Below are 16420 nucleotides of genomic sequence, written 5' to 3' on the forward strand. Positions count from 1 at the left end.
GTCGGCGTTCAGGGGTCAGGAGGCCACAGACGGGTGTCGGCAGTTGGAATGAGCGGTCCCCGCTTGCGGGACTAAGCTGCGGAAGGACAGGGAGGGGACCGACCCCTTACTGCCTGACCGCTCTGAGGAGCGATTAACGATGTTCGAGAGGTTCACCGACCGCGCGCGGCGGGTTGTCGTCCTGGCTCAGGAAGAAGCCCGGATGCTCAACCACAACTACATCGGCACCGAGCACATCCTCCTGGGCCTCATCCACGAGGGTGAAGGTGTCGCCGCTAAGGCCCTGGAGAGCCTCGGGATTTCGCTCGAGGCGGTCCGCCAGCAGGTGGAGGAGATCATCGGTCAGGGCCAGCAGGCCCCGTCCGGTCACATCCCCTTCACTCCCCGTGCCAAGAAGGTCCTGGAGCTGTCGCTTCGCGAGGCCCTCCAGCTCGGCCACAACTACATCGGCACGGAGCACATCCTGCTCGGCCTGATCCGCGAGGGCGAGGGCGTCGCCGCCCAGGTCCTCGTGAAGCTCGGCGCCGATCTGAACCGGGTCCGGCAGCAGGTCATCCAGCTGCTCTCCGGTTACTCCGGGAGCAAGGAGGCCGCCACCGCCGGCGGCCCGGCCGAGGGCACCCCCTCGACCTCGCTCGTCCTGGACCAGTTCGGCCGGAATCTCACCCAGGCCGCCCGTGAGTCCAAGCTCGACCCGGTCATCGGGCGCGAGAAGGAGATCGAGCGGGTCATGCAGGTGCTCTCCCGGCGCACCAAGAACAACCCCGTCCTCATCGGCGAGCCCGGCGTCGGCAAGACCGCCGTCGTCGAGGGGCTGGCCCAGGCGATCGTCAAGGGCGAGGTCCCCGAGACGCTCAAGGACAAGCACCTCTACACGCTGGACCTCGGTGCCCTGGTCGCCGGATCCCGCTACCGGGGTGACTTCGAGGAGCGCCTGAAGAAGGTGCTCAAGGAGATCCGCACCCGCGGCGACATCATCCTGTTCATCGACGAGCTGCACACGCTCGTCGGCGCGGGTGCCGCCGAGGGCGCCATCGACGCGGCCAGCATCCTGAAGCCGATGCTCGCCCGTGGTGAGCTCCAGACCATCGGTGCCACCACCCTGGACGAGTACCGCAAGCACCTGGAGAAGGACGCGGCCCTGGAGCGCCGCTTCCAGCCGATCCAGGTCGCCGAGCCGTCGCTCCCGCACACCATCGAGATCCTCAAGGGTCTGCGCGACCGCTACGAGGCCCACCACCGGGTCTCCATCACGGACGAGGCCCTCGTCCAGGCCGCCACCCTCGCGGACCGTTACATCTCGGACCGCTTCCTGCCGGACAAGGCGATCGACCTGATCGACGAGGCCGGTTCCCGGATGCGGATCCGCCGGATGACCGCGCCGCCGGACCTCCGTGAGTTCGACGAGAAGATCGCGGGTGTCCGCCGCGACAAGGAGTCGGCCATCGACTCCCAGGACTTCGAGAAGGCCGCTTCCCTGCGGGACAAGGAGAAGCAGCTCCTCGCCGCGAAGGCCAAGCGGGAGAAGGAGTGGAAGGCCGGTGACATGGATGTCGTCGCTGAGGTCGACGGTGAACTGATCGCCGAAGTCCTCGCCACGGCGACCGGCATTCCGGTCTTCAAGCTGACCGAGGAGGAGTCCTCCCGGCTGCTGCGCATGGAAGACGAGCTGCACAAGCGCGTCATCGGCCAGAAGGACGCCATCAAGGCGCTCTCGCAGGCTATTCGCCGGACGCGTGCGGGTCTGAAGGACCCGAAGCGCCCCGGTGGCTCGTTCATCTTCGCCGGTCCGTCCGGTGTGGGTAAGACCGAGCTCTCCAAGACGCTCGCCGAATTCCTCTTCGGTGACGAGGACGCCCTGATCTCCCTCGACATGTCGGAGTTCAGCGAGAAGCACACGGTTTCCCGCCTCTTCGGCTCCCCTCCGGGATACGTGGGGTACGAAGAGGGCGGCCAGCTCACCGAGAAGGTGCGCCGCAAGCCGTTCTCCGTCGTCCTCTTCGACGAGGTCGAGAAGGCCCACCCCGATATCTTCAATTCCCTTCTGCAGATCCTGGAGGACGGTCGGCTGACCGACTCCCAGGGCCGCGTCGTGGACTTCAAGAACACGGTCATCATCATGACGACCAACCTCGGGACCCGGGACATCTCCAAGGGATTCAACCTCGGCTTCGCGGCCCAGGGCGATGTCAAGACCGGCTACGAGCGGATGAAGGCAAAGGTCAACGAGGAGCTGAAGCAGCACTTCCGCCCCGAGTTCCTGAACCGTGTGGACGACACCGTCGTCTTCCACCAGCTCACCGAGGACGACATCATCCAGATCGTCGACCTCATGATCGCCAAGGTCGATGAGCGGCTGAAGGACCGTGACATGGGTCTGGAGCTGAGCCCCTCGGCCAAGTCGCTGCTCGCTAAGAAGGGCTACGACCCGGTGCTCGGTGCCCGGCCGTTGCGCCGGACGATCCAGCGTGAGATCGAGGACGTGCTCTCGGAGAAGATCCTCTTCGGCGAGCTGCGACCCGGTCACATCGTCGTGGTGGACACCGAGGGTGAGGGTGAGGAGAAGAAGTTCACCTTCCGTGGCGAGGAGAAGTCCGCCCTGCCGGATGTCCCCCCGATCGAGCAGGCGGCCGGCGGCGCCGGGCCGAACCTGTCCAAGGAAGCCTGAGCGTCCAAGGGAGCGTGACCCGCTCACGGCGGTGTGAGCGGGACACGCTCACCGGCTGAGAGCGGGCGATCCGGCCGCGGGCCGGAGCGATCGATGGAGGAGCCGCGCCGGTTCCCCGCCCCATAGCGGGTGTGGGACCGGGGCGGCTCCTTCGCTGTGTGCGGGGGACCTCAGCAGCGGGCGGGTTTCTCCCAGGAGCACTCACGGTCGGCGGGGGGTTCCGTGGACCGGGCCGTCCGGGGGGAGGTGCTCCGGATCGTGCCCGTGGCGGTGTCCGAGCGAGCCAGCGTGACCACGATCGCGTCCTCCACGCTCTTCACCGACGGTGCCAGATAGTCGTTGAGGACGATGCTGTAGACCAGCTCGCGCCCGCCCGCGTCCGTGACATACCCGGAGAGCGCCGATGCCCCGGTCAGGGATCCGGTCTTCGCGCGGGTGTTGAGCGCGGCGGGCGTGCCGCACATCCGCGTACGCAGGGTGCCGCCCACCGCACGGTCTGACGCACAGGCCACGGGAAGCGAGGCGTACCAGTCGCGGTACCAGGGGGCGTCCCGCACCGCGACCAGGAGCCGTGCGAGCTGCTCGGCCGGGAAGAGGTTCATCCGGGAGAGGCCCGAGCCGTCGGCCTGGCGGAGCGTGGAGGTGGTTACGCCCTCCCGGGCGAGATAAGCGTTGATCGCGGCGAGGCCCGCGCTCCAGGTGCCGCGCCCGGCCGTCTCGTACCCCAGCGTCTTGGTCAGTGCCTCCGCGTGCATGTTGTTGGAGAGCTTCATAAAGGGGAGCAGCAGTTCCCTCAGGGGCATGGAGTGATGGGTGGCCAGGGCGCGTGCGCCCGGAGGGGTGGGGAGGCCAAGGCGTGTGGGTCCGCCGAGGCGGATGCCATGGCGGGTGAGAGCGTCGGAGAAGACCGCGGCGGCATAGCCGGTGGGCTCCCAGACGGTGATCCACTCCTTGGTGGCACGGGCACCGAGGGGGATGTTGCCACTGATGGTGATGGTGTTGTCACCGTGGCGCCGCTCGATGGAGAGGGTGTCGGATTGCCCCGTGGGGACTGTGGTGCCGGTGATGTCTAGTCGTACGTACGAGGTCTTCGGCGTCACCGTCACGGTCGGCCGGTCGCCGGGCTTGGCGCCCGGGACGGCCTCGATGATCACCGTGCCGGAGTCGTAGTCGGTGTCGGGCGCGACGGTGAGTGGTGAGATCTGCGCCGAGTAGTAGGAGGACTCGTCGTCGGCGGCCCAGGCGCGGCCCAGGCGGGCGGTGTCGAACCGGGTGTCGTCGGCGATAAGGAGGCCGGTGACCCGGCGTACCCCGGTGGCGGCGAGATCGGCGGCGAGCCGGTCGTAGTCCTTGGCGAGGGTGGTGGGGTCGCCACCGCCACGGAGATAGAGATCGCCGACGAGGGTGGACCCCATACGGCGGCCCGGGGTGAGGACCTCGGTGGCGAAACGGTACTCCGGCCCCAGGAGGGCGGTCGCCGCGGCGGAGGTGGCCAGCTTGGTGTTCGAGGCGGGCATCTGGCGGTCGGTGCTGTCGCGCTGGTAGAGCCGCTCGCCGGTGGTGGCGTCGGCGATGACCACACCCGCCTGGCCGCCGTCGAGCCGTGGGTCGGTGAGGAGGGTGTCGATCGCGGCCTTGAGCCCGTTGGCGGAGGGGCCCGCTCCGGCCGGGGAGCTCCAGCTCAGGGAGGCGGTCAGGACGGCGGCGAGGCCGATGAGGAGCGGACGCGTCCGGGGGCGTGCGGGACGCCGGGTCCGGGGCTGGGTCTGAGATCTGGTCATGAGCATGAGGATCCCTGGAGGGGGCGGGGCGGGGAAGACGGCCGCGCGGGGCTGACGGCCGGGGGCGGGAGGTCGCGCCGGGGTGGAGAAACGGGTGTGTCCGCCGAGGTGGCTGGGGCGGCGGGCAGCTCCTGAGGGAGAGCTTCGGGCCTGTTGCTGGTGCCGGGTCTGGGGGTGCGGCCCCGGCCGGCGGGCGGTGGACCCGGCCCGTGGGTGGGCCGCGCGGATGGTCCGGTGTGGCGAAGGGAGGCGACCGGGAGGTCCGGACCGGCGCGGTTCACGAGGTGAGGACGGCTTCCGGGGTGGCGCGGGCCACGGTCAGGGCGCCCGCCCGGACCCTCGGTCGACGGGCCGGGGACGCTGGGTGGCCCGACAGGGCTCGATAGACGGCCCGATGAGTGGCCTGGGTCACCGGCACGCCTCGTTCTCCGCCCTTCCCGATCGCTGCGGAGGCCCGGATCGGGTGGCCTGGGTAACACCGTGGCCGTGGCCCAGGTAACACCGGCAGGCCCCGGCCGGTGACAAGCCACACAGGCCCTCCGGCGCCTACTAACCCGGTTAGGAGTGCCGGATGGCGCCCGGAGGGCCCGTTCCGCTCGCCGTGGCCCGACGGTCGGTCGCGGCGGGCGACGCGCGGCTCGGATCCGGGCGTTCCGGTGGACGGCGAAGGGGGCGGCAGGGGTCCGCGCCCCACTTCGCGGGGGTCGCGGCGGATCCAAACCTTCCTGCCGGAGATCTTTCGCGTACCTCCGGCCGGAGCGGGCGGCCGAGCCTGAGGGGTGTCAAGGAAGTGCGTCACTCACGCTTCAACTACGACGGAATGTCGTAGTTGGGGTGTTTGAGGTGAAGTGGGTGGTTCGGTTACCAAGGTGGGGCAGCACCGCCCGGCGCACATCCCGTGCCGGGTTCGCTTTTGCTCAGATCTGTCCCGGAGGTTCCATCCGTATGCAGCGCTTCACTTCCCGTCGCCCCCGCCCGTCCGTTCTCCGTAACCGCACCGCAGCCGTGCTTGTCGCCGGTCTGGGAGCGTCCGCGGTCCTCGGCACGGGAGTGGCGCTCGCGGCGGACACCAGCGCCCCCACTGTCGCCCCCGTCAAGGTGAGCGCCGCGAGCGCCGTCAAGGCCCAGGCCCAGGCGCAGGCCATCCAGGCCAAGGCCGCCGCGAAGCCGACCGCCGCGATCTCGGCCAAGGGCTGGACCAAGCCGGTCAGCTCCTACGCCCTGACCGCCACCTACGGCAAGGCCGGCAACATGTGGGCCAGCAACCACTCCGGCCAGGACTTCGCCGTCCCGACCGGCACCCCGGTCAAGTCCGTCGGCGCCGGTACGGTCGTCAAGGCCGGTGGCAACGGTGCCGGTGACGGTCCCGCCTACGGCAACGCCGTCGTCGTCAAGCACACCAACGGCACGTACTCCCAGTACGCCCACCTCTCCACGGTCCAGGTGAGCGCGGGCCAGCAGGTCAAGGCCGGTCAGCAGATCGCCCTGTCCGGCAACACCGGCAACTCCAGCGGTCCGCACCTGCACTTCGAGATCCGCACCACCCCGAACTACGGCAGCTCCGTGAACCCGGTCAGCTACCTGCGTTCCATGGGCGTCACCCTCTGAGGTACGCCCTGAGGCCCGCCGTCCCCGGCGCGGCCGCCTCCTGAGCCACGGCCCCCCGCGCGTCAGCGCCGGGGGCCGTTGTCAGTGGCGGGTGTCACCATCGAGGCATGGACATCGCTGACACAGAGTCGCGCGGGCACGGCGGTCGGTTAGTTTCCGGCGCGCCGTCCCGCCGCCGGGCCGCGCGCCTCCGCCACCGGATTCCTCTCCTCACCCGGTTTCCCGCCCTCCGTCGGCCTCCGGCGCCGTGCCGCTCGCTTCTCGGACTCGTCGAGATGCTCGCCGGAGTGTGGGGCAGAGCGCGTGCCAGAGCGCCCGTCGGGACGCTCACCAGCGTGTTCGCCGGTGTACGGGGAGGGGGATACCGGCCGTGTCCGGCCGTCCGGTCAGCTGCCCAGGCGCAGTACGGGAAAGCTGCCCGTCGCCGTCGGCGCGTGCTCCGGCAGCCACAGCACCGCGACCGCGCCCCCGGCGGCCGCGGGCTCGTCGGCGGGGGAGGACGGGCCCGCCGGCGCCGCGTTGCGGAAGGTCAGCCGGGCGCCCAGGACCCGTGCCTGGCCCGAGGCGATCGTCAGCCCCAGCCCGTGCCCCGTGCCCGCCCGGTCGCTCGCGCCGGTACGGAAGCGGCTCGGGCCCTCGCGGAGCAAGGCCTCCGGAAAGCCGGGACCGTGGTCGCGCACCCGCACCACCCGGCCCTCGACCGTCACCTCTATCGGTGCTTTGCCGTACTTGACGGCATTGCTGAGCAGGTTGAAGAGGATCCGCTCCAGCCGCCGGGGATCGGTGCTCACCCACGAGTCGTGCACGACCTGGACGGAGACGTCCTGGCCGAAGATCGCGATCCGGCGGGTGACGAACTCACCCAGCGCCACCTCCTGGAGCTCCGCGCGCTCGGAGGCGCCATCGAGCCGGGCGACCTCCAGCACGTCCTCGACCAGGGTGCGCATCGCCTGCGCACGGTCCCGTACCAGCTCCGTCGGGCGTCCCGGGGGCAGCAGCTCGGCGGCGGTCAGCAGACCGGTCACCGGGGTGCGCAGCTCGTGCGCGATGTCCGCGGTGACCCGGCGCTCGGCGTCGATCCGGGCCTGGAGGGCGTCGGTCAGCGCGTCGATGGCGTGGGCCAGCTCATCGGTCTCGTCGCGGACGACCCCGCTGATCGCGTTCAGGACCCGTACGTCGGTGTTGCCCTCGGCGACCTCCGCCGCGGCCGCCGCGGCCCGCCGCAGCCGCCGCGAGAGCTGTCCGCCGATCAGCACGCCCAGCGCCGAGCCGCCGAAGACCACCGACACCGACCCGATGATCAGCGCCCGGTCCAGATCCCTGAGGATGGTGGCGCTCCGCCCGGCGAACGGCACGCGCGAGGAGAGCACCGAACCGTCGGCGAGGGGCACGGCGGCCCAGATCTGCGGTGGCCCGCTGTCGGGTTCCTGCACCAGGGTGCCGCGCCGCTTCTGCTGCATCAGCCGCTGGAGCTCCTTGGGCAGCGTCGGATCGTTGACCTTCACATCGTGGGCGCGCGGCCCCTTGTCCTTGGCGCTCTCGTACCAGATCTGGGCCATCCGGAGGCGGCTCATCTGCGCGTCACGCGCGTTGTCGAGCATGGAGACACGGGTGGCGTTATGGACGATCAGGCTCAGCGCGAGCGCGATCAGCGCGCCGACCGAGGCGATGGCGATGCTGATCTTCCACCGCACTCCGGTGCGGATGACCAACCGCTTCATGACGCGTCCCGCCCCGGCCGTGGGGCCGTGTTCATCGTGGATCCCGCCTCATCCACCGGGCCGTGGGAGCGGGCCCCCTCATGCCTTGAGCTTGTAGCCGAAGCCACGGACGGTCTCGATCCTGTCCTGGCCGATCTTGGTGCGCAGCCGCTGGACATGGACGTCCACCACCCGGGTGTCGCCACCCCAGCCGTACTCCCAGACCCGCTCCAGCAGCCGGTCCCGCGAGAGCACGGTGCCCGGTGCGGCGGAGAACTCCAGCAGCAGCCGCATCTCGGTGGGGGTGAGTGCCACCAGGACACCTCCCTTGCGCACCTCCATGCCCTCCGTGTCGATCTCCAGCTCACCGAAGGTCAGCAGGGCGCCCTGGGCGGTGGATCCCGTGGTCGAGCCGCCCCCCGCGTGGCCGAAGCGGCGCAGTACGGCACGGATGCGGGCCACCAGCACCGCGCCGTCGAACGGCTTGGTGACGTAGTCGTCGGCGCCCGCCTCCAGACCGAGGACGACATCGATCGAGTCGGCCCGCGCCGACAGCATGATCACGGGCACGGTGGACTCATCACGGATCCGTCGGCACAGACTCACCCCGTCCAGCCCCGGCACCATCACATCGAGCAGCGCGATGTCCGGCCGGTCGGTGCGGAAGGCCTCCAGCCCCTGGAGGCCGTCAGGTCTGGCGGTGACGGTGAATCCGTTGCGCTCCAGCGCCAGCTGGGTCGCCTCCCGGATGACGTCGTCGTCCTCGACGAACAGGACATGGATGTCGGCCATTCGCCGCTCTCAGCTCTCGTTCTCGACGGGGGGCTCATCAATGGGGAGCAGATCGTCCTCATTGAGGGGGCTGTTGTACTCGTTGCGCACCCAGTGGGTCCGGGAGAACTTCCCGGCCGACCACTCGTAGGTGGTGATCTCCTCGCCCGTCGGGGAGGAGACGGGAGCGTCCCGCTCGAAGAGCTGCTTGGTCAGCACCAGGTCGCCACGGTCGATCGTCGCGTGGATGGCGGGCTCCTCCAGCGCGAAGACGTTCCGGTACTCCGACCCCGCCCAGCGGTAGACGAAGGTACCGAGCCCGACGACATCGCCGCAGGTCACCACGTTCACCACCACGTCGGGCACGGTGGAGCCCGTCAGATTTCCATACGAGGTGTCCATGGGGTACTCCTTGCCCGCGCAGGGCTTCAGCTCCGCCTTCAGCTGGGCGCTGACCTTTGGGTCTCCCTGGATCAGCCGGGCGGCGTTGACCTTGCGCATGGGCTGGGAACCATTGACGCGCGGGGCGGACTGCGTGGCCTCGCCGCGGTTCTCCGCCTGGGCGGAGCCCGCGTCCCGCACCCCGGCGCCCCCGGTGGAGCAGCCGGAGATGAGCACGCCGATGGCGGCGAGCCCGGCCATCGCCGTGGTGCTCGCCGCCCAAGCCCCCCTGCCGCGTTCGCCCATCAGGCCGCGCACCGCTCCCGTCCCCGCTCCTCGTACCTACGGCCACGCCGACCGCCGCGCACCACGCCCTGGACACCGATGTGCTCGGGTTCCTGGTCCGTGCGGGCGCCGCCCTCCGGGGTCCGGCTCTCCAGCTCCTGACGGAGCCGGGCCAGAGCCCGGTGCAGCGTGCTCTTCACCGTACCGGCAGACATCCCCAGCGCGGCAGCGGTCTCCTCGGTGCTCATCTGCTCCCAGTGGCGCAGCACCACGACACTGCGCTGCTTGGGCGCCAGCACCTTCAGCGCGTCCATCAGCAGGGCGCGGTCGGCGCGCTGGTCGGCGCCGTCGTCGACACTGGCGTCCGGGAGCTGCTCGGTGGGCACCTCCTCCAGCTTGCGGGCCCGCCACCACTCGGTTCGCGTGTTGATCATGACGCGGCGGAGATAGGCATCCGCCAGCGACTTGTCGGCGATGCCCTCCCAGCGTCCGTAGGTGCGGACCAGGGCGGTCTGGAGCAGGTCCTGAGCGTCGACGGGGTCGGGCACGAGCCGACGGGCGCTGCGCAGCAGCGCCTCCTGCCGACTGCGGACGTACTCCTCGAATTCGAGCACCTCGCCGTGCGCCATTCCAACCGCCTCCGTCCCCGTGCACTGCCGTCTCGTTACGCCCCAGAACCTACGGAGCGGTTGTCACGACGCTGTGCGGGGAAGCCGTCGGAGGGCGCACGGCCATCCATCGGTTGTGTAACGGGGGATGTTCCCCTGTGACTACGGAGCGTGCGCGGCCCCGTCGGCGCTCAGGTGCCGGTGGTGCCGGGGAGACGGTAGGTGCCGTCCTCCAACGGTTCGACGAGTCCGTCCGCGACGAGTCCGTCGAGCGCCCGTGCCCGCTGGACCGGTTCGTGCCAGACCGCGTCGAGGGCGGACTGCGCCACCGGTGTGTGCGCGTCCCGGAGCACGGCGAGCAGCTTGCCCCGCACCTGGCGGTCGGTGCCCGCATAGCTCTGGCCGCGACGGGCGGCACCCTCGTGCGCGGGCTTGCCCGCCAGCCGCCAGGCGCACTGCGCGGCGATCGGGCAGCGCCCGCAGTCCTCGCTCCGCGCGGTGCAGACGAGGGCACCGAGCTCCATGGACGCGGCCGCCCAGCGGGCCGCCGTCCCCTCGTCCTCGGGGAGCAGAGCGCGGGCGAGCTTGCGTTCGGCGGCGGTGGTCGCCGTCGGCGGGTACTGCACTCCGGTCGCCGCGCGGGCGAAGACTCGGCGCACATTGGTGTCGAGGACCGCGTGGCGCTGGCCATAGGCGAAGGAGGCGACGGCGGCCGCCGTGTACTCGCCGATCCCGGGGAGGGCGAGGAGCTGCGCGTGGTCCTTGGGTACGTCTCCGCCGTGGCGCTCCGTTATCGCCTGCGCGGCTCCGTGCAGCCGCAGGGCCCGGCGCGGGTAGCCGAGCCTGCCCCAGGCGCGAACGGCCTCACCGGGTGCCTCGGCCGCCAGATCGGCGGGGCGGGGCCAGCGGGAGAGCCACTGTTCGTAGACCGGGAGCACCCGGTTGACCGGGGTCTGCTGGAGCATGAACTCGCTGACCATCACGCCCCACGCTCCGGCCTCGGGCCGACGCCAGGGCAGATCGCGGGCGTGCTCGTCGAACCAGGCGATGACGGGGGAGTGGAGGGACGCAGCGTCGCTGGGGGAGAGGTCTGTGGTGGTGTCAGTCATGGCACTGCCGATCCTGGCACGTCCGGACCCCCAGATGCCGCACCCGCTCCGGCTCATCCGCTAAGCGGACGACCTCGGTCTACTCGGCCGGGCCAGCTTCGGCGGGGGTGAGCCGGCTCGCGCGCGGGTTGACCAGGCGCCGACGGCGCTGAGGTCCCTCAGCGCTGTGCCGGGCTCGCGTGCCCCGGATCGTGCCCGTCCCCGTAGGCCGAGTGGCCCACCACCACCCTGCGCGGTTCGATGCCGGGCGGCTGTGGGGAACCGTACGGGGGCGGGCCGGGCTGGGTCGATCGGTCCCCACGTGATCGGCTGAGAAGTGCCCGGGGGCTCTCGGCTGGATCCCGCCGGGCTCGCGTGTCCTGGCGCCGTGCGGGGCGTCGCGGGCCGGTGAGACCTTCCGGGACAACACGCCTAGCCGCGCCGGTGGCAGCCGCCGTGACCGAAGTCGTGGTCAGCTGGTGGGACGGAGGCCGGGCCTGGGGGCGTGGGCGGGTTCGGGGCCGGTGATCCAGGCCGGCGGGTCTACGCCGCTCCTCCGTACCGTGATCACCAGCCTGGTGGTCAGACGGGTCAGCGCCGTCATGAAGGCCAGGGCGACAAACGCGCCCAGCAGCACCCCGACGGCCACGTCATGGGGATGGCGGACGCCGACGAAGACCCGCGAGAACGCCATCAGCAGTACCCGTGCGAGCGCGGTGGCGGCGATTTTCCGCCAGGTCACGGCGAGGGCCATGGCGGCGGCACCCGTGACGGAGGCGTGGTTGCTTGGGGAAGGACCAGTCGCCGGTCGGGAGGGCAGGCGGCCAGCGAGGCCGCCGCCTCGACCACCGTCCGGCACGGCCGTTCCTCCGCGACGACAGACTTCAGGGACGCGCTGACGATATATCCGGCCACGGTCGCCAGGGGGCCAGCAGGGCCACGGCTGTCGCACGGGAGTCACCTCCCGGCGCCCGCCACCAGGCCAGGAGGAGGAGTCCTCCGAAGAGGAGGATCCCCGCCTCGGTGAAGAACTCGGCGAACCCCTGGATCCAGCCGGGGGTGAGGTGAGCGCAGTCGGTGATGTCGCGGTAGAGCCCGCGGATGACGCCACTGTCCATGATCGGCGACGCGAGTGAGCCCGCCCCCTGTGCCCGCCCGGGGCGACCGGCCAAGGTCACCCCCGACGAAAGCAAGGGGTTGGAATGAGCCGCTCCGGAATGATGATCGGCAGAACATGGGGAGAAGGCGGCGGGTGGGACGGGAGTTGGTGGCGAACTCTCGTAGAGTTTGAGGCGTGGGATCTCTGCGCAATCCGATCGGGCCACTCCCTTCCACCATCTACTGGCGGCGGAGGGCGGTGGTGTTCTCCGTGGTCGCGCTGCTGGCCGTCCTGGCCATCTGGGCCGTCAGTTCCTCGGGCGGGGGCGGCGGTAAGGACGACGGCGGCAACGGTGATTCCGCCGCGGCTCCCTCCACCATCACCCCGGGACCCTCCCGGTCCGGGACCGCGATCGACGAACGGCCCGGTGGCCGTGAGGAGTCGGCCCCGGCCGGCGGGGGCGGCAGCGGCGGTGACTCCGGACCCAGCACCAGCCCGGGAGGCGGCTCCGGATCTGGCCCGGGGTCAGGGACGGGTGGCAGCGGCGGCGGAGGATCCGCCGGTGCCGAGGGCGGTGGCTCCGGTGGCGGTACGGGCTCCGGCGGTGGCGCCCTCGTGCCCGGCGAGCGCCTCTCGGCCGGTTCCGCACTGCCCAACTGCCCGCCCGGCGCGCTGAAGGTGACGCTCAGTACGGACGTCGCGTACGAACCGGACGAGAAGCCCACCTTCCGCTTCACTGTCGCCAACTCCTCCGGGACGACCTGCAAGGCGGACTTCGGTCCACGGGCGGCCGTCCTCACCGTCACGCTGACCAACGAGGGCGCGGACCGGGTCTGGTCGTCGAAGGACTGCCCGAGTGCTCCGGGGAGCGTGCTGCTGAAGGTTCCGGCCGGGGCGACGATCACCCACACCGTGCACTGGAACCGCAGCCAGACCGAGCCGGGCTGCGCCACACCGTCCGCTCGTGCCGCGACGGCGGGCAACTACCTGGTCGAAGCGCGCTTCTCGGGTGCCACGGTGGCCCCACAGCCCTTCCGCCTGGAACGCGACTAGAGCGCGCCCGAACCCGAAGGCGCCGCTCCCGCGGCAGGTCCCGGCGCCCCGCGCCGCCCTCGCCTCAGCGCCGGTGACACGGCCTCCCCGCTGACCGACCGTCAAGGGAGGCCGTCTCCGTATCGGGGTCGGAGGCCATGACCGGGAGGCCCGATCCGTACCCGAGAGACCCGTCCCGGCCGTCGCTCCGGCGCTGTGGCCGACCACCCGGGCACCCGGGGTTCTCGCGTCCGGTGGGAGAGGCCCGAGGGACCGCGCCGGTGCGTGTTCGTCGCGGGCATCTCCCCAAGGCCCACGCTGTCCCCAGGCACCACTCTGTCCTCAGGCTCACCGTGTCAGCGGACCCCGTCCGGTCACCCCGTGGGCCTCGGGACCGCGCGGGGCCCCGGTGGAGGCACGACTCACGCCGCCGGGTCAGGCCACGTGGGACCTCCGCGCCGCGTAGCGCTTCCACATCGCGTGGGGCCTCCGCGCCGCCGGAATCAGACGTAGCGTTCGAGGATGGAGGACTCGGCGAGACGGGACAGACCCTCCCGCACGCTGCGCGCCCGCGCTTCGCCCACGCCGTCGACGGCCTGGAGGTCGTCCACGCTCGCGGCGAGCAGCTTCTGGAGTCCGCCGAAGTGCTCCACCAGGCGTTCGATGATCGCGCCGGGCAGTCGGGGAACCTTGGCCAGCAGACGGTAGCCGCGCGGGGAGACGGCGGAGTCGAGGGTCTCGGGCGAGCCGCTGTAGCCCAGCGCGCGCGCCACGATGGGGAGTTCGAGCAGTTCGGCATGGGTGAGGGCGTCCAGCTCCGCCAGCGCCTCCTCGACGGTTCGCGACCGCTTGGCCGTCGGCTCGGGGACATAGTCCCGGACGACGAGGTCCCGCTCGGGCTCCACCCCCGCGATGAGCTCGTCGAGCTGGAGGGTGAGCAGTCGGCCGTCGGTCCCCAACTCCACCACGTACTCGGCGATCTCGGTGGCGATACGGCGGACCATCTCCAGCCGCTGGGCGACGGCGGTCACGTCCCGCACCGTCACCAGGTCCTCGATCTCCAGGGCGGACAGGGTGCCCGCGACCTCGTCGAGGCGGAGCTTGTACCGCTCCAGGGTGGCGAGGGCCTGGTTGGCGCGGGAGAGGATGGCCGCCGACTCCTCCAGGACGCGGCGTTCCCCATCCACGTAGAGCGCGATCAGCCGCATGGACTGCGAGACCGAGACGACCGGGAATCCGCACTGCCGTGAGACCCGGTCGGCGGTGCGGTGCCGGGTGCCGGTCTCCTCGGTGGGGATGGAGGCGTCCGGGACCAGCTGTACCCCGGCCCGGTGGATCTTGGTGATGTCCTTGTCGAGGATGAGCGCGCCGTCGAGCTTGCACAGCTCCCGCAGCCGGGTGGCGGTGAACTCCACGTCCAGGACGAAGCCGCCGGTACACATCGACTCGACCGTCCGGTCCATCCCGAGGACGATCAGCCCGCCGGTGTTCCCCCGGAGGATGCGCTCCAGGCCGTCCCGCAGGGCGGTGCCGGGGGCGACCGCGCTCAGGGCGGCGCGGATCAGTGCTTCGTTGCCGGAGCCCGCGCCGGACTTTCCGGGTGCTGCTGCCCGGTCGTTGGCTGCCACTGCACTCCTCCGGCTCGTACGGATGGGCGAGACCAGGGCAAAGTCTACCGGCGCGGCTCCCCCTCCCGGGTGGCGTCCGCGCGTACACGGCGCGGAGCCGGAGTGCCCGGTCCGCCCGTCCCCGCTTCACCGGGCCCCTCGGCCGCCTGTCGGCGACCGCGTGGCAGTACGCGCAGGGCGTCCCCCACATTAGCCACTTCCGTCACACGCATCCCCGCGGGGACCTTTCCCGGGTCGCCCGGGACCAGGGCGTGGGTGAAGCCCAGCCGATGAGCCTCGGCGAGCCTGCGCTGAACCCCCGTGACCCGTCTGACCTCGCCCGCGAGCCCGACCTCGCCGATGGCGACCAGGTTCTTCGGCAGCGGGGTGTCACTGGCGGCGGAGGCCAGGGCGAGGGCGATGGCGAGGTCGGCAGCGGGCTCCGAGAGCCGTACCCCGCCGACCGTGGCGCTGTAGATGTCCCGCTTCCCGAGGGCGGAGATACGGCCGCGCTGCTCCAGGACCGCGAGCATCATCGACACCCGTGAGGTCTCCAGACCGGAGGTGGTGCGCCGGGGCGACGGAATCTGGGAGTCCACAGTGAGCGCCTGGACTTCCGCCACCAGCGGTCTGCGTCCCTCCAGAGTGACCGTCAGACAGGTGCCCGGCACGGGCTCGTCGCGGCGGGTGAGGAAGAGACCCGAGGGATCCGCCAGCCCGACGATCCCCTCGTCGTGCAGTTCGAAGCAGCCGACCTCGTCGGTCGCCCCATACCGGTTCTTGATCCCACGGACCAGACGGAGACGGGCATGGCGGTCACCCTCGAAGTGGAGGACGACATCGACCAAGTGCTCCAGCAGCCGGGGACCGGCGATGGCGCCGTCCTTGGTGACATGGCCGACCAGGAGCGTGGACATCCCGCGTTCCTTGGACGCCCGGATCAGGGCACCCGCCACCTCCCGGACCTGGGCCATGCCCCCGGGGGCGCCCTCGATCTCCGGGGAGGCGACGGTCTGGACGGAGTCCAGGATCAGCAGCGACGGCTTGACCTGGTCCAAGTGGCCCAGAACGGCTGAAAGATCGGTCTCGGCGGCGAGATAGAGATGGTCATCGAGCGCGTTGATCCGGTCGGCGCGGAGCCGGACCTGGCTGGCCGACTCCTCTCCGGTGACGTAGAGAGTCCGGTGCTCGTCGCTCGCCGCCTTCGCCGCGACATCCAGCAGCAGGGTCGACTTGCCCACACCCGGCTCCCCGGCGAGCAGCACCACGGCGCCGGGCACCAGCCCGCCGCCCAGGACCCGGTCCAGCTCCGGGACGCCGGTGGAGCGCGCCGTGGCCTGGCGTCCGTCGACCTGCGCGATCGGCAGCGCGGCGGTGGAGACGCGTCCGGCCGCCGTCGTCCGGATGGCGGGCGCGCCGCCGAACTCCTCGACCGTGCCCCACGCCTGGCACTCGGGGCAGCGGCCGAGCCACTTGGCCGTGGTCCAGCCACACTCGGTGCAGCGGTAGGACGGCCGGTCCTTCGCGGTCTTCGTACGGGCAGCCATGCGAAAACCGTACCGGCCGCCACTGACAACGGACCGGCCCGCACCGACAGCGGGCCGGCGGCCGTCGCCGGTGCGGGCCGAGCGGTGGCCGGGGAGAGCCGACCGGCCGACCGGCTCGTCCGAACGGCCCGGGTGGTGGCTGAGCTGGCCGCATCCCGGTGTCCCGGTGATCGCGCCGGTCAGCGGTGGTCGCCGCTCATCCGCCGTTCCAGCGGCCCACCGAAAGGCCCCGCCACGTCCCCCTC

At 71.3% G+C, this 16420-nt stretch carries 13 protein-coding genes; 3 read left to right on the top strand and 10 right to left on the bottom strand.

The features are described 5' to 3' along the window. Window positions 1-139 precede the first annotated feature (139 nt). Window positions 140-2668: an ATP-dependent Clp protease ATP-binding subunit gene (locus ACFVIM_RS02035; protein WP_384297349.1), complete on the top strand. Its 2529-nt coding sequence runs from the start codon at window positions 140-142 to the stop codon at window positions 2666-2668. A gap of 170 nt (window positions 2669-2838) precedes the next feature. On the opposite strand, the gene dacB is transcribed toward ACFVIM_RS02035, so the two are convergent. Next, complete coding sequence (gene dacB / locus ACFVIM_RS02040; RefSeq protein WP_384297351.1) at window positions 2839-4449, bottom strand: D-alanyl-D-alanine carboxypeptidase/D-alanyl-D-alanine-endopeptidase; 1611 nt, start codon at window positions 4447-4449, stop codon at window positions 2839-2841. A 945-nt stretch (window positions 4450-5394) separates the two neighbouring features. Between dacB and ACFVIM_RS02045 the strand changes: the two genes are divergently transcribed. Then, the gene (locus ACFVIM_RS02045; RefSeq protein ID WP_384297353.1) at window positions 5395-6057 is read left to right on the top strand and encodes a M23 family metallopeptidase; all 663 of its coding nucleotides are present in this window, start codon (window positions 5395-5397) and stop codon (window positions 6055-6057) included. Window positions 6058-6443: 386 nt separating this feature from the next. On the opposite strand, the gene cseC is transcribed toward ACFVIM_RS02045, so the two are convergent. From cseC to ACFVIM_RS02080, 7 genes are all read right to left on the bottom strand, one after another. Then, complete coding sequence (cseC, locus tag ACFVIM_RS02050; protein WP_384297355.1) at window positions 6444-7778, bottom strand: two-component system sensor histidine kinase CseC; 1335 nt, start codon at window positions 7776-7778, stop codon at window positions 6444-6446. A 78-nt stretch (window positions 7779-7856) separates the two neighbouring features. After that, window positions 7857-8549, bottom strand: a complete 693-nt coding sequence (gene cseB / locus ACFVIM_RS02055) for a two-component system response regulator CseB (protein WP_384297357.1) — start codon at window positions 8547-8549, stop codon at window positions 7857-7859. A gap of 9 nt (window positions 8550-8558) precedes the next feature. Further along, a complete protein-coding gene (locus tag ACFVIM_RS02060) occupies window positions 8559-9227 on the bottom strand; it encodes a hypothetical protein (RefSeq protein ID WP_384297358.1) in 669 nt (222 codons plus the stop codon). Continuing rightward, window positions 9215-9823 (bottom strand): SigE family RNA polymerase sigma factor, encoded by a 609-nt coding sequence (locus ACFVIM_RS02065; protein ID WP_384297359.1) that lies wholly within the window; start codon window positions 9821-9823, stop codon window positions 9215-9217. The genes ACFVIM_RS02060 and ACFVIM_RS02065 overlap by 13 nt, the downstream gene beginning before the upstream one ends. A gap of 170 nt (window positions 9824-9993) precedes the next feature. Continuing rightward, complete coding sequence (locus ACFVIM_RS02070; protein ID WP_384297360.1) at window positions 9994-10911, bottom strand: A/G-specific adenine glycosylase; 918 nt, start codon at window positions 10909-10911, stop codon at window positions 9994-9996. Window positions 10912-11362: 451 nt separating this feature from the next. Next, complete coding sequence (locus ACFVIM_RS02075) at window positions 11363-11644, bottom strand: phosphatase PAP2 family protein (RefSeq protein WP_384297362.1); 282 nt, start codon at window positions 11642-11644, stop codon at window positions 11363-11365. A 130-nt stretch (window positions 11645-11774) separates the two neighbouring features. After that, window positions 11775-12008: a hypothetical protein gene (locus ACFVIM_RS02080; protein ID WP_384297364.1), complete on the bottom strand. Its 234-nt coding sequence runs from the start codon at window positions 12006-12008 to the stop codon at window positions 11775-11777. A 176-nt stretch (window positions 12009-12184) separates the two neighbouring features. Between ACFVIM_RS02080 and ACFVIM_RS02085 the strand changes: the two genes are divergently transcribed. Further along, a complete protein-coding gene (locus tag ACFVIM_RS02085; RefSeq protein ID WP_384297365.1) occupies window positions 12185-13042 on the top strand; it encodes a hypothetical protein in 858 nt (285 codons plus the stop codon). 482 nt (window positions 13043-13524) lie between these two features. Here ACFVIM_RS02085 and disA read toward each other — a convergent pair whose 3' ends face one another. Both disA and radA read right to left on the bottom strand, forming a co-directional pair. Next, complete coding sequence (disA, locus tag ACFVIM_RS02090; RefSeq protein WP_384297367.1) at window positions 13525-14649, bottom strand: DNA integrity scanning diadenylate cyclase DisA; 1125 nt, start codon at window positions 14647-14649, stop codon at window positions 13525-13527. A gap of 44 nt (window positions 14650-14693) precedes the next feature. Next, complete coding sequence (gene radA / locus ACFVIM_RS02095) at window positions 14694-16175, bottom strand: DNA repair protein RadA (protein ID WP_384297368.1); 1482 nt, start codon at window positions 16173-16175, stop codon at window positions 14694-14696. Window positions 16176-16420: the final 245 nt, after the last annotated feature.

Source organism: Streptomyces sp. NPDC057638 (assembly GCF_042800315.1).
GTDB lineage: Bacteria > Actinomycetota > Actinomycetes > Streptomycetales > Streptomycetaceae > Streptomyces.

Coding starts and splice junctions, on each gene's coding strand:
- ACFVIM_RS02035 (WP_384297349.1), top strand. CDS start 140: ATGTTCGAGAGGTTCACCGACCGCGCGCGGCGGGTTGTCGTCCTGGCT.
- dacB (WP_384297351.1), bottom strand. CDS start 4,449: ATGACCAGATCTCAGACCCAGCCCCGGACCCGGCGTCCCGCACGCCCC.
- ACFVIM_RS02045 (WP_384297353.1), top strand. CDS start 5,395: ATGCAGCGCTTCACTTCCCGTCGCCCCCGCCCGTCCGTTCTCCGTAAC.
- cseC (WP_384297355.1), bottom strand. CDS start 7,778: ATGAAGCGGTTGGTCATCCGCACCGGAGTGCGGTGGAAGATCAGCATC.
- cseB (WP_384297357.1), bottom strand. CDS start 8,549: ATGGCCGACATCCATGTCCTGTTCGTCGAGGACGACGACGTCATCCGG.
- ACFVIM_RS02065 (WP_384297359.1), bottom strand. CDS start 9,823: ATGGCGCACGGCGAGGTGCTCGAATTCGAGGAGTACGTCCGCAGTCGG.
- ACFVIM_RS02070 (WP_384297360.1), bottom strand. CDS start 10,911: ATGACTGACACCACCACAGACCTCTCCCCCAGCGACGCTGCGTCCCTC.
- ACFVIM_RS02075 (WP_384297362.1), bottom strand. CDS start 11,644: ATGGCCCTCGCCGTGACCTGGCGGAAAATCGCCGCCACCGCGCTCGCA.
- ACFVIM_RS02080 (WP_384297364.1), bottom strand. CDS start 12,008: ATGGACAGTGGCGTCATCCGCGGGCTCTACCGCGACATCACCGACTGC.
- radA (WP_384297368.1), bottom strand. CDS start 16,175: ATGGCTGCCCGTACGAAGACCGCGAAGGACCGGCCGTCCTACCGCTGC.